Below are 13768 nucleotides of genomic sequence, written 5' to 3' on the forward strand. Positions count from 1 at the left end.
CTTATTTATAATGCACTACGGGTTAAGAAAGTATTATTCTCCTATTGCATCTGTCGAAAAAAAATAGTTCTACAACACAGAGTATATTTAAATCACATCAAATAGCTTTCTAGAGTATTACGTCAGCAACCCCTGTCTTACCTTGTTTTAATTCGGATGGTCAATCTATCATCTTATTTTATGCTTAATTCTATCTTCTGATTGACCTGCTGCCAAGATTGGTGGTTTAAGATTATAATTTTGTAGTCAACAAAAACAATTCACCTTAACAAACGAGTGGCATTTATGTTTAGGTATAGAAACCCAAGGCTATATCACGTAAAAAAACAAAAAATTGAAAATAAGCAAAGTCGATAAATTAATACCTTTTGTACCCCTCGATACAGACTAAGCCTATATTGTGGCAAAAATTGATAACACACAAGCTATTTCTTAAATTATTAATTCACTTAATTTATAAAATTAATTGAATTTCAATAAATTATAACTAAATTTACAGCTTATTAAAAAATATATAATGCAACAAGGAACAGTAAAGTTTTTCAATGAAACCAAAGGTTTCGGATTTATCACCCCATTGAACGGTGACAGCGAGATTTTTGTACACATCTCTGGCCTTATTGATGAAATTCGCGAGAACGACACAGTAAGTTATGATGTGGAACAGGGCAGAAAAGGCCTGAACGCAATAAATGTTAAGATAGATTAAGTATTTCCTTCTTATAGTTGAGAGCATCCGCCAGTGGCGGATGTTTTTTTTTACTCCGGCCCCAGACCACCTAGTGTTTTCCGTCGATGCGCTTTAGCGTTAAACACTCGCCAGAGCTACTTAAATCAAATATTCCCCTCCTATGGCACCTAACAAATTGTTTTATATCACCTACTGCATGTAAATAACATTGAATTACTAACAATGCTCATGGCAAGTAAGCAGACATCCTCTTATTTAGATAATTATTGACCAATATATAACGAATATTAGTTATATTTGTATATGAAAGCATCAATTGGCAATGAGAAAAGAGTTATTGTGGTCTTTTGGAAGAAAAGAGTTGACTCTCCTTTTGAAGTGTTTTCCAATCTTAAGAATTTTTGCTTAAGCTACATACAGTTTAATTATAATACCCTAAGTAATTATCTTAGCAAAGCTAAAATACCCTATGAAAACGAAGATGTTCGCATAGAGCGCAAAAGTATCATTGCAAAGCCTAAGCTAATCAGTACTAAAGTTAGAGCCATAGCTCCAGTACTTAGACAGGTTCAAATGAAAAATGCTGATGACGAACAACATGATTTGGAGTATTGGCTAAGCAAGTCGTTAAAAGAACGGGCAGCTGCAGTTACTTTTATAATTTCACAATCATTAGCCAAAGGCCAACGAATGGATAAGACTAAACTGATAAGAAGAAAAATTAGCCGATGACACTTGCAGAAGACTTTGAAGACTTTATTAAGCTACTCAACCTCCACCAAGTTGAATATATGGTTGTAGGCGGTTATGCATTGGCATTTCATGGAAAGCCTCGCCATACCGGCGATCTTGATATATGGATTAATATAACTGAAAAAAATGCAGCACGAATGCTCAAAGTGGTTAATGATTTTGGATTACAGTCTTTGGGTTTTAAGAAGAAAGACTTTTTAACCGAGGGACTAATCAGCCAAATTGGCTACCCTCCACTACGTATTGATATATTGAATTTAATTGACGGGGTTGAATTTAATGAAGCTTTTTTAGACGTCCAGAAAATAGAACTAGAAAAGGATTTAGTTATCAATTATATAGGGCTTGGTGATTTTATAAAAAACAAACAGGCTTCTGGCCGAATACAGGACCGCACTGATGTAAAAACGCTACAAAAACTGCAAAAATCTAAAAACAAGGAGAAACCCTGACGGCTATTTTGTTTTGAATGAGCGCATAAAGGGAAAGTAAATACAAGAGCTTTGCTGTCTCTTTATATGTTTACACCAACAAGGCTCGAACCAAAACAGGCCTCTATTCGTAATTAGGATTAGTCACATTTGTAGAGATAATTAACGGATAAAATCGAAAAAACAGCTCTAATGCTATCATAATCCCCTAAAAGCAAAAAATCCCCACCTAAAAAGATGAGGATTTTGAAGTGGGCCCAGCTGGGCTCGAACCAGCGACCAAAAGATTATGAGTCTTCTACTCTAACCGTCATACATGGGACAAAAATCTTCATTTCTGACTTACAGAAGCAATTTACGAACGATTTTTGAAACGGCAAAATTTTGCTCCGTAACATATTCGTAACGTTTTTTATATTTTTCAAAATTTCATATGAGACCATTTTTTCGTTGTAACAACTTTATCATTGCCAAAATATTTGACAATTTTCTTATTGTTAAATTCATCATTAAATTTCTTTGACTGGTCATCATGGTTTTAGTGAATCCGAACTATATAAAAATGACATTGCAATTATTTTCATGTTCTATAATTAGTTTTCAGTCTTATCTGCCCAACACACCGCTGAGCTTTTGTAAAAGAGCTGCATGTTTTTCTGTTTTTTTTCCTTCAGGTCTAACAAGAGATGAACCTTCCTTTTATAGATGGAAATTCACCAAATGGATACCGGTCCCAAATTGGAGACGTATCTTCCATCAACAAAAAAGCTATAGTTAATTTCTCCGGGTGGATAAACCAGTGTAAAATGACCCCTCTCCACCATTCTAAAAAGCCCCCCTTAGCCAAGTCAGTTGTGACAAAAGAACGTACTTAAAGAAACCGTAGTCGTAGTTAATGAACTAGACCTTTCGAGTAAAACTGCTACATTAAATGGCACCTACGAACTACAAATAACCACACAACAAGCAGCAGATTTTGAGCTGAAAATAAGCAATAGCCAAGGCGACGAGGTGTTGGTGGGCTACAACAAAATCAATAACAGCTTTTATGTAGACCGTACTAAATCTGGGATAGTAAATTTCGAGAAAAATTTTGCCAAACGAACTATAGCCCCACGTATAGCCAACGACAACAAAATCAGCTTAAAGTTATTACTCGATGCAACATCCGTAGAAGTGTTTGCCGATAATGGTTTAACAGCAATTACCAATCTGTTTTTTGCCAAACAACCACTAACGTACCTTTCCATAAAGACCAAAACTCCGCTCTCAGTTGAGAAAATAAGAAATTTGCGTTAATTAACGTAGATTAACGTGAGTTTTGGATGTTTTACTCTGTTTGTCAGACACTTAATTTATGACAACAAATAGAACTGCCGTCATCTCGACCGAAGCGGAGAGATCTTTTAACCAAATACACACTCAAAGATTTCTACACTCGCTTCGCTGCGGTCGAAATGACGAAGCAAGCCCCAAAAATCACGTTAGATTAACGTGAGTTTTGGGGCTTAATCTAGTCTAACAGACCCTGAAATAAATTTGCTGCGCAGCTACTTCGTTGTCAGGGTGACGCTAAATGGGCGTTTCGTCATGCTGAATCTATTTTACTACGTAGCTTTCCGCTTTGCTACAGGTCAGCATCAGCTTTTAGGCTAGTTTTAAACAATATTCTAAACCAATAGGATTATAAATTATTGATAGTTATATAATTACATCCAAAACTCACGTTAGATTATGAATATTTCCGACTGACTATCAGTTTTTTAGTATTAGCTACTTTGTTTTTTTTATTTAAGAGCCTCTCTCTGACCCCTCTGGGAGGCGGCAGAGAGAGGAAATCTATACAGATAGTAGCATATAGTCCTAAAATTTACGTTATATTCCTTTCTTCATTGTAGCCTTAATAAAAAAAGGGTGTCCAAAAAAGTTGCAGTCATTTCTAATAACCTTTTTAGACACCCTCTTCTAAAATCCAAATCCCAAATTCGAATTTAATTTCGGCAATTTCCGAATTTTATATGCTATTGCTTAACAAAACGTACAAAGTTTTTGCTTACGCAATCGTTTACAACAATGGTATAATAGCCCGATGCTAGTGTTTTAACATTTAAAGTATTATCTGAAGCAAGTTTTGTAGAGATAACTTTCTGTCCGTTTATATTAAATACACTTACTTCTGCATTTTTTGCAATGTAATTAAAAGTAATGCGATCGGTGCTAGGATTTGGGTATACGCTAAGTTGCAAACCACCGTTATTGTTTACGCTGGCAATATCGCTATAGGTATATTTTCCATTAATATCTATTTGTTTTAAGCGATAGTAGGCAATTCCTTTTAACACGTTTTTATCCTCGAAAGTATATTGATGTGTGCCTGCTATATTTTTTGCCGGTATCGAGCCAATTGTTTCAAAAGATTTCGCATCTATGCTTCTCTCCACACTAAACAACGATGTATTTACTTCGTTGGTGGTAAGCCAGTTTAAGGTAGCCTTACTCGCTAGTGCCTTATCTAATTTAGCTGAAAACGAAAGTAGATCTAAAGGCAATGGTCCTGTCTTTACAATTTGTACAGCAGGATTTACTCCTGCCAAATTTACCGTTACGGTATAAGCGCCTTCATCACTTGCGCCTATATTCCATTGATAATCTGTATTGCCAGATAAAATATAGGCTGCCCCTGTTTCGTTCAAGGCTTGGCTATTGTTTAGGGGATGTATCCAAGTATGATTTCCCGCAAATGTAAGATTAGTAGCAATCTTAAAATTTCCCGCAACCAAATTTCCAGTCCAAGTAAATAATGCCGGGTTTCCCGCGTCAACTGTTAAACCTGTTGCATTATTCAAAACCCATCCGCCCGGTGTTGCATCTCCAACAAGGTATAGATTAGTGTAATAAGATACTTTTACAAAGCTGATGGTCATACTTTCTACGTTAATGGTAATGTTGTAAATACCTTGGTCGGCAGCTTCTATTTTCCATTTTATTGTCAATTGCGCAACCGCTTGAAACAATATGTGCTGCATTGGTAATCGATTGTCCATTATTTGTAGGCATAATCCAATCGCCATCGCACCAATCACCAACTACATTACTAGTGTGAATTTTTAAATCACCTGTTGTTAAATAGCCCGAATATGTAAAAATGTTATTGTTTGCTGTAGATTGTACCATTGGTACTCCCTGCGAAACCCAACCGGCTACCGTTGCATCACTACCAAACCTAGATAGGTATAACTAGCTGCTTTTACAGAAAATGCAGCTATTGTTTGCACTATAAGTGCAATAATGAATATTTTCTTGTTCATAACTTGTTTTTTATAGAATGATTAGTGCTTAGTTAGCATTTTTGGCTTGTTACATTAATAGCCAATTAATAATGTTGTTTTTTGTAAATCTTTAACCGATGTTAACCTCCTTTCTTGTTTTTATGTTCATAAAGGGTGTCTAAGAATTTATATCATGTTCACATAGTTGGCAAATTCGCTTGCAATTGCTTATAGCCTTCATTATGATATCCAAATCACTTTTCTTAGACACCCTCTGTAAGAAACTGTTTATATTTCATATTTATAATTACACGTTGGCGATGACACCAACGTAAACAGAATTTATTGTTGGCGTCATCGCCAACAATAAGGTTGTATAGTCATTTTTAAACAGTTCCTAAATTTTTATAATTTTTTCAATCCTTTAATTTGATTGTTTTCCGTTACTTCTATAATGCTTACCGCAAAACCACCTGCCGGAACCGATTTTTGTACAATTTTAGATTTGTTGCTTACCACTACTTTTTTAATGGTGTATGCTTGCGGATTGGTTTTATAGTTGGCATTATTTGCATCTGCATATATGGTTGCCACGTATTTTTTTCCAGGGTCTAAAAAATTAAGTGAAATATTGGCTGTATGGCCATTTTCTCCTGCTACATTTCCAATAAACCAATTGTTGGTGTTTTTTGCTTTACGTGCTACGGTAATGTATTGTCCTGGCTCGGCTTCCAGATATTTACTATCGTCCCAATCTACGGCAACGTCTTTAATAAACTGAAAGGCATCTGGAAAACGTTCGTAATTTTCTATTAAATCTGCGGCCATTTGCAATGGGCTGTACATGGTTACATACAATGCCAATTGGTTTGCCAAGGTACTGTTAACCCACGATTTGTTATTTGGGTTATTCTTGGAAATATCCATCTCGAAAATACCCGGAGTATAATCCATGGGGCCACCAATAAGCCTAGTAAAAGGCAAAATAGTTACGTGGTTCGGCTTGCTGCCACCAAAGGCCTGATATTCTGTTCCTCTGGCCGATTCGTTCCCTATCAAGTTTGGATAGGTACGGGCAACACCTGTGGGCCGCACAGCCTCATGCGCATTCACCATAATTTTGTACTTAGCGGCTTTTTCAATGGCATATTGGTAATGGTTGTTAAGCCATTGGCTATAATGGTATTCGCCACGTGGAATCATATCGCCAACGTAGCCGCTTTTTACCGCATTATAACCATGTTCTTTCATAAATTTATAAGCGGTATCTAAATGGCGTTCATAGTTTCTGATAGAACCAGAGGTTTCATGGTGCATAATCATTTCAACACCTTTGCTTTTTGCATAGTCCTGTATCCCTTTTACATCAAAATCTGGGTAAGGCGTTACAAAATCGAAAACATAATCTTTCGAGTTGCCAAACCAATCTTCCCAGCCTTGGTTCCATCCTTCTACCAATACGGCATCGAAACCATGTTTAGCGGCAAAATCTATATATCGTTTTACGTTGGCATTGGTAGCGCCATGACGGTTGTGTGGCTTTAATTTGGTATAATCGGTAATGCCTAATTGTACGCTTGGTATATCGTAAGTGTAAGACCATTCGCTTTTTCCAGTAATCATTTCCCACCAAACCCCTACGTATTTTACTGGTTTAATCCACGAGGTATCTTCAATTTTGTTAGGCTCGTTAAGGTTTAGGGTAAGGGCCGATGAGAGAATTTGTCTAGCATCGTTACTTACCATAATGGTACGCCAAGGGGTTTGGGCAGGAGCTTGTATATTCCCTTTGTTGCCATTGGCATCTGGCGTTAGCCACGATTCGAAAACAAAACTCTTATCATCAAGATTAAGATGCATACAGGCATAGTCTATCAATGCCGCTTCGTGGATGTTGATATACAGCCCATCTTTGGTTTTCATCATTAATGATGTTTGCACACCTGTGGGCGAAAAAGACGTTTGTGATGAGTTACCTGTAATCGCTCCTTTCATCAGCCCCCTTATTTCCGATAGTTTTGAGGTAGTGAAATCATATTCTTGGGTATCATAATCGCCAGGTATCCAGAAAGCGGTATGGTCGCCGGTCATGGCAAATTGGGTACGCTCTTCCTTAATCACGAAATAGATTAGGTTTTTTTGTTGTGGGAACTCATACCTAAAACCAATACCATCATTAAATAAACGGAAACGAATAACCATTTTGCGGTTGGTTTCCTTTTGCTGCAAGCTTACAGAAAGCTCGTTATAATGATTCTGTATTTTGCTGCGCTCGCCCCAAACAGGCGTCCATGTTTCATTAAAAGTGGCTGTGGCAGTATTTGTTACGGTAAATCTATCAAATAGGGAATTTTTAATGTCCTTTACTTCAGATTTGATATTGTTTTCGGCCCCAAACTCGACTTTTGTGGTATTTCCTTTTAATTCCAGCCCCATTTTACTGGGTTTTACCACTTCCTTGCCCTTGTATGATAGCTGATAGGTGGGCTCTCCGTTTGCCGTGAGTTGGAAATTCATTTTTAACTGCCCATCTGGCGATTTTAGTTCTTGGGCACGCAACGCATCCATTTCAAGAACCAACACGACAAGGATAAGTGCTTTTTTAAAGATAAAGGGTTTCATATTAATTGTGGTTTTCATATTAGTTGGGCTATTGATAAAACTGATTTACCATTATCATGGCCTCATTTATTTTTTATTTATAAAATCTGATGTTTATTTCGGTTTTTTGCTTACAAGATGTTTTGGGGATATAAACCTTTGCGGTTTTGGTTACATGGTCATATTTCCATGTACCTACGTTCTCATTGTCACTTTGTGGATATGTTTTTCCGTTTACGGTTACTTTTTTAGGGAGTGATACAGAAAGCAGTTCTAAATCATAAGCACGCTCTGTAGGCATATTTACAAAGCTGCCACTAACGGGATGTATGGTATAAGTACCGTTTCCTTTGCTTACTTCTTGTATAATACGGGTAAAAGTATAAGCTCCAGTTTGATAGTTATCATTGTCATTTTCATCCTCATAATACATTAACTGCCCAGATTTGCCCGGCGTAATTTTAAGTAGCAGTTTATCTGGTCTGTTTTTGAGGTGCAAAACTTTTGGAAAGTGAGGAATGATAGCTCCTTCGCGATAGTAATGTGGAATATCGTTTTGTTTGAACGTACGTGCATAAGTTTGGTTTCCTTCGAGCATTGTACCCGAGTTAACTTCGTACCATTTGCCCTTTGGCAGCCAAATTGTTTTTTTATTTATTCCATTTTCATCAGATGCCTCTGTAATTGGAGCAACTAATATATCGTTGCCAAACATGTATTCATTTTCGTAAGTGTATGCTTCGTTTACGTCCGCAAATTCATAATATAGCGGGCGGCATAAGGAAATTCCGGTATCATACGCTAATCGGGCCTGGGTGTAGATATATGGCACCATGGAGTAGCGCAATTCAAGAGCTTCCTTCATTAAAGAAAAATTAGGATATTTCCACATACGGCGCTCTATTTTCGGGTTGTTTGTACTATGTGTACGCAATACGGGAGAAAACACTCCGTATTGTATCCAGCGTAAAAATAGTTCGGGGTTGTTATCTCCATCCTGGTAGTGTCCTCCAATATCATGGCTCCAGTATCCATAACCTACGTTTGATGCGGTAGCCGTAAAATAGGGCTGAAAGGCCAGTGTGGAAAAATTAGCATGGGAGTCTCCAGAAAATCCTATTTGATAACGATGGTTGCCTAAGCCCCCCAAACGATGGAAAATCATTGGCCTTCCACGCTTTTGCAATTTCATATCATTGTAGAAAACATGATTTAGCCAGAAGGTATTCCCTAGTTTTTCTTCGTTGCGGGCAAGTGGCCATTGCTGCCAGTCAAGCCACCAAAAATCAACCCCAATGTTTTCATGCGGGCGAAGGATATTTTTGAAAAATGATTGATAGAAGGATTTATTTTCAATATTCAATGCTACTGTTGTGTCTTTAGGCAAGCCAAGTTCGCTTGCCAAGGCAGCAAAATTAGTTTCATCAGGTGCTACACCATCTGCCGGATGCAGGTTTAAGGTTGTTTTTAAATTATGATCGTGTAGCCATTTTAAAAATCCCGGGGGGTCGGGAAATAACCTTTTGTTCCATGTCCAGCCTGTCCAACCTCCACGGTTGTTATCGGTTTTGTTTCCCGAGTAGTGCCAATCCATATCAACTACCATCACATCAATTGGTACTTGTTTTTCCTGCATTACATTTACCAAATCTTTAAAATCCTGCTCGTTATATTGCTCGTATTTAGAATACCAGTACCCAAAAGCATACATGGGAGGCATAGGAATTTTACCTGCAATGGTTGTAAAATCTTTTAGTGCTGTTTTATAATCGGTGCCATATCCAAAGAAATACCAATCTATTGCCTCTTTATCTTTTCTTTGCGCAACCCAGTCTATTTCGTCATCCTTTTCTAACATTAGGCTTATGCTTCCGTCTCCCCTTTGCTTTGTTTCGTCTATTAATGCCCAGCCTGAGCTAGAAATTATTCCCTCTTCCATCTCAGAACGTTTATTATCTCCATCAGAGCCGTCTAGTGTACGTGTAGTTCCTTTCAAATTCAAACTGTCTTTTTTTCCCGGAAACCATGTTTGTACCTGTCCGTTCATTTGAAAGGTAATTTTTAAATTCTGTGGATTAGATGCCTCCGGAAAAGAACCAATACGGTATTGAAGTGTTAATTTGTTGGTTCTGACATAAAGAAATCCATCCTTCCTTTCGGTCTTAAATACTGGTACCGGAAGTTTGCGGTTCAAAAACGTAAATGAGGCCCGGTCTTCGAAATTTTGCTTGCTGCTCCATTCTATCCTAAGTATTTCTGGTGTTAAAACCGTAAAACGCATATTCCCCGAGAGAACTATAGCTGCCGGATCGGCAACAGGGTTGTTTTCAGTAGCTGAGGCGGCGTACTGTATTTTTATTGTTAAAAGTAGTAGTATAAAGAGTATCTTTTTCATGCTTTAAAAGCGTACTAGGCTAATTGTTAGCAACCCAGTTTATTTGTTAATAGTTATGGCTTTACTTGTTCTATCATCGTCAATTTTTACCCAGCATTCTTTTAATACTTCGTCCCACGACCATTGTGCGGTCTTTTGGACGGTTTCTATATTTTTTTCCAATACTTCTGGTTTGATATCCTTAATGGCTTTACCATCAACAGCAATGCTCTTAGGCTTTTTATCTAAATGATATTTTAAGATGATGTTCCTCTTTTCTGATTGACGAAAACCCTTGTCGGTTGAGGTAATGGTGCTTTGCCAGCCCAGGTTAGTGGTGGTACATTTGAATTGTGTTTTAGAATAGATGTTTTTCAGATAATCCTGATTGTTACCATCGTCTTCGTACAGTTCAAAGCTGGCGCTCTCGTCTTCATAGTTTGGAAAAACATGTACGAAAAGCGGATAATCGCTCCTTTCTTCCAGGTGTTGCATTACCGGTATTTGAGGAACAATGGAGCCTTTTTTAACAAAAATTGGGATGGTTGTTAAAGGTGCTTGGTAGGCAATGATTTGTCCGCCAAGGTAAGTGGTCTGTTTGTTGTTAAAATCTATCCATTCGCCTTCTGGCAAATACACTTTTTTAACACGTTCCCCTTTTTTTAATACCGGTGCTATTAAAAGCTCTTCGCCAAATAAAAACTGGTCATTTATTTTCGCTGTGTTTTCATCATCCGGATATTCCATAAACAAGCCTCTGGTTATAGGAAGGCCAGTGTCATGGGCTTTGCGGGCATAGGTGTATAAGTACGGAAATAGTTGATATTTAAGCTCGATGGCCGCTTTAGCATTCTTTTCGGCAATTTCGCCAAACATCCAAGGTTCTACGGCATTGTTACCCTCGTGGTGCGCCCTGCTTAGCGGATTAAAAACGCCAAACTGCATCCACCTTGTGTAAAGTTCTGCCATAGCGGGATAATCTGTAATATCGCCACAATAGCCAGAGATGTCGGTAGTCCAAAAAGGAATACCACCCAAACCTGCTGAAATGCCCACGGCCACCTGATTGGCCATTTGTGCCCAACCGTTCAGTACATCGCTGCCGTTTCCGCTATCGCCTGTCCACCCAAAAGTGTAGCGTTGTAGACCGGCGTAAGCAGCACGGGTCATCTGAAATACACGTTTATTGGGGTTATGTTTTTCGAACTGTTCTTTTACTACTTTATCCCAAGTATGGCCGTAAACATTATGTATTTCGCTGTGCGTACCCAAGTAATGTTGCATATTAAGGCGGTCCATATCTTCTTCGTTGCTCCATGCAGGTTCGCCCATATCCGTCCAAAATCCTCTTACGCCATCGTTTAATGGCTTTTGTTGGTAGTTGCCCCACCAATCAGCCACTGCTGGCAAGGTAAAATCTACTACACCGCAGTCGCCGCCCCAAGGCCAAGGCATATTATAGGCGTTGCCAGTACGTTGGTCTTTTACCAAATAGCCCAATTGATTGACCTCGTTCCATTGTGCTTTATTGACTTTAGAAATAACGGGGTCTTGCGAAACAATCATTTTAAAACCCTGACTGCTTAGTGTTTGCAACATGGTTTTCGGGTCTTTATAGTTCCCTTTTCTCCATTCAAAATCTTGCAGGTGTTGTGTCCATCCAATATCTTGGTAGATGATATCGCATGGTATTTTTCTTCGTCTAAATTCTTCGGCAATGTTTAATGCTTGGTCTTCCTTGGTGTACATTCCTCTGGATTGCGCAAAACCAAATGCCCATTTAGGCGGCATAATTGGTTTTCCGGTGAGGGTGATGTATTGCTGTAAAATCTCTTTATAGTCTTTCCCATGGATAAAATAGTAGATGAATTCTCCATCTGGCGCATTAAAAGAATAGTATTCGTTTGATTTTGAGCCGAAATCAAAATTTGTTTTATAGGTGTTATCCAAAAATATCCCATACTTATAACTGCTCATAAAAAATGGAATGCTTTTGTACAAAGGATCTTCGGTGGTACTGTAGCAAGGCTTATCGCTGTTCCACATTTTGTAGGTATTGCCACGTCTATTTAGGGTGCCTGTTTTTTCGCCAAGGCCAAAAAAATGTTCGTCGGCACGTAGCATTTTTTGTGCATTTTTACCGGTGGTGCCAAGGCTTGTATGTCCCAAATCTTTGTAATCACTGAATAAAAGTTTCTGCCATTTATCGAAGATTTGCAGTTGCATTGGGTTTTTATTGAGACGTATACGCAATTTGGACGTAAATATTTCGTAGGCTGTGGGTTCCTCGTTTACCTGCACCTCCGAAATTTTTTCCAGTTCATCGCTAACTACGGCGAAAGATTGGTTTTTACGCTGTAGTTTCCCCGATGGATCAAACCAGATTTTTACTACCGAACTGCTGTTTAGCAACACAGATAGCTTAGAACCGTCTTTGCAGTTAAACACTACCTGATTTGCGTTTTTGGTATACGATGTAACTTCGGACGCCATTGTTGTTACTGGCAACAACAGCATCCAAATGATTACTATAAACAGCCTTTTCTTCGCCATGTTAATATTCGATAACAACCATGTCCCAATATTTTAAAGAGGGAAGGGTAACGGTAATTTTATTGCCTGTTTGGGTAAAGGCTAACATTTTTGCCACGCCTCCATCAATGTCCGGAGAGGCAAACCATACTTTAGAAGGTGTGCCGGTAACCTGGATATCAACAATAGGACTGCTTATTAATTTCGGTTCTGCCTGTGTACCTTTGTTATCTCTCCATACCATAGTAGTTGCATCGGCAAAATTGATAAGGTGCACAATGTCTTTACCGTTTACTTTTTTGCCTATGGTAGCCACCTTACCTTTAGCGGCGGGCCAATTTTCGGCAACAATTGGGCTATTGACGAAAGAGACGTTAGGTGTCTGGAAAGTACCTCCATCACGGAGTAGGTTTTGATAGGCTACGGCAAAATCGTAGTAGTTGATAAGGGCTTTACCTAAATCTGCCCGCATTTGCAGGTTGTTTTTAGGGAAATATTCGCTGATTAGGTAGTGTTCTCCCAATTCCAGATGCGCACCGCCCCATGCAAAAATGGCAGCATCGGCCAATAAAATACCCGGCTTGTTCACAAAACCACTGCTTTGCACATCGTAGTTCATGTATGCCGCCAACACGATATTCTTCTGGTAGTTGGTTTTAGAAAGGTTATCGTTCATTTCAGAAATCAAATCAGCATACGACATATTTTCATTATCTCCACTACGTGCGCCCCATATTTCTGCATAAAGAAAATCTACCTGTGCCGGGGCAATTTTGTCTTGTCCATATCCGGCTACGGCATTAAACAACAGGTTTTTTTCTGGGCGGGCAAGTTTCATAGCATTAATAAACGATTGGTAAGTTGCTGGAAAATCGATCAGATTACCATTGTAATCATACCTGTTGCCACGGTAGCCAAGTTGGTCTATGTGGAAACCGTCGAAACCGAAAACGCTATAAACATCATTGTTGCGACCAATAAGATATTGTTGCCATTCTGGGTTTCCGGCATTTGTGAGGTAAATGCTGCTACGTCCCGAAAGTGGGTGAAAATCTTTTTCAGTATGATTTTGGTCGTTAAAAATATACCATTCTTACCTGTTGTGCATTTAGGAAAT

General features: G+C 38.5%; 8 protein-coding genes, 1 tRNA gene and 1 pseudogene. 4 read left to right on the top strand and 6 right to left on the bottom strand.

Going from position 1 to position 13768, the window contains the following annotated elements; translation table 11 throughout:
* Positions 1–517: 517 nt before the first annotated feature.
* The 3 genes from B3I52_RS11260 (at position 518) to B3I52_RS11270 (ending at position 1896) form a co-directional block, all read left to right on the top strand.
* Positions 518–709, top strand: coding sequence for a cold-shock protein (locus B3I52_RS11260; RefSeq protein ID WP_293301303.1), 192 nt, complete (start codon positions 518–520; stop codon positions 707–709).
* Between the two features lie 285 nt (positions 710–994).
* Positions 995–1423, top strand: a complete 429-nt coding sequence (locus B3I52_RS11265) for a hypothetical protein (protein WP_293301305.1) — start codon at positions 995–997, stop codon at positions 1421–1423.
* Entirely contained in the window at positions 1420–1896 is a 477-nt protein-coding gene (locus B3I52_RS11270) for a hypothetical protein (RefSeq protein WP_293301307.1), read from the top strand. Before B3I52_RS11265 ends, B3I52_RS11270 begins: the two co-directional genes overlap by 4 nt.
* Before the next feature lie 231 nt (positions 1897–2127).
* Here the strand turns inward: B3I52_RS11270 and B3I52_RS11275 are convergent.
* Positions 2128–2189, bottom strand: a tRNA-Met gene (locus B3I52_RS11275).
* A 592-nt stretch (positions 2190–2781) separates the two neighbouring features.
* Between B3I52_RS11275 and B3I52_RS15930 the strand changes: the two are divergent.
* Positions 2782–3174: pseudogene (locus B3I52_RS15930) on the top strand (GH32 C-terminal domain-containing protein); the annotation flags it as partial.
* A 722-nt stretch (positions 3175–3896) separates the two neighbouring features.
* On the opposite strand, the gene B3I52_RS11280 reads toward B3I52_RS15930, so the two are convergent.
* From B3I52_RS11280 to B3I52_RS11300, 5 genes are all read right to left on the bottom strand, one after another.
* The gene (locus tag B3I52_RS11280; protein ID WP_293301309.1) at positions 3897–4919 is read right to left on the bottom strand and encodes a T9SS type A sorting domain-containing protein; all 1023 of its coding nucleotides are present in this window, start codon (positions 4917–4919) and stop codon (positions 3897–3899) included.
* Between the two features lie 630 nt (positions 4920–5549).
* Positions 5550–7784: a glycoside hydrolase family 97 protein gene (locus tag B3I52_RS11285; RefSeq protein WP_293301311.1), complete on the bottom strand. Its 2235-nt coding sequence runs from the start codon at positions 7782–7784 to the stop codon at positions 5550–5552.
* Between the two features lie 55 nt (positions 7785–7839).
* A complete protein-coding gene (locus tag B3I52_RS11290) occupies positions 7840–10140 on the bottom strand; it encodes a glycoside hydrolase family 31 protein (protein ID WP_293301313.1) in 2301 nt (766 codons plus the stop codon).
* Positions 10141–10179: 39 nt separating this feature from the next.
* Positions 10180–12672, bottom strand: a complete 2493-nt coding sequence (locus B3I52_RS11295) for a glycoside hydrolase family 31 protein (protein WP_293301314.1) — start codon at positions 12670–12672, stop codon at positions 10180–10182.
* Position 12673: 1 nt separating this feature from the next.
* Positions 12674–13735, bottom strand: a complete 1062-nt coding sequence (locus tag B3I52_RS11300) for a glycoside hydrolase family 66 protein (RefSeq protein ID WP_293301316.1) — start codon at positions 13733–13735, stop codon at positions 12674–12676.
* Positions 13736–13768: the final 33 nt, after the last annotated feature.

Origin of the sequence: Pedobacter sp. UBA4863 (genome assembly GCF_002399615.1) — a bacterium.
In the GTDB taxonomy this organism is placed as follows: Bacteria; Bacteroidota; Bacteroidia; order Sphingobacteriales; family Sphingobacteriaceae; genus Pedobacter.

What these genes read in the sequence shown, in the direction of transcription:
- B3I52_RS11260 (WP_293301303.1), top strand. Translation starts at nt 518, where the DNA reads ATGCAACAAGGAACAGTAAAGTTTTTCAATGAAACCAAAGGTTTCGGA.
- B3I52_RS11265 (WP_293301305.1), top strand. Translation starts at nt 995, where the DNA reads ATGAAAGCATCAATTGGCAATGAGAAAAGAGTTATTGTGGTCTTTTGG.
- B3I52_RS11270 (WP_293301307.1), top strand. Translation starts at nt 1,420, where the DNA reads ATGACACTTGCAGAAGACTTTGAAGACTTTATTAAGCTACTCAACCTC.
- B3I52_RS11280 (WP_293301309.1), bottom strand. Translation starts at nt 4,919, where the DNA reads ATGGACAATCGATTACCAATGCAGCACATATTGTTTCAAGCGGTTGCG.
- B3I52_RS11285 (WP_293301311.1), bottom strand. Translation starts at nt 7,784, where the DNA reads ATGAAAACCACAATTAATATGAAACCCTTTATCTTTAAAAAAGCACTT.
- B3I52_RS11290 (WP_293301313.1), bottom strand. Translation starts at nt 10,140, where the DNA reads ATGAAAAAGATACTCTTTATACTACTACTTTTAACAATAAAAATACAG.
- B3I52_RS11295 (WP_293301314.1), bottom strand. Translation starts at nt 12,672, where the DNA reads ATGGCGAAGAAAAGGCTGTTTATAGTAATCATTTGGATGCTGTTGTTG.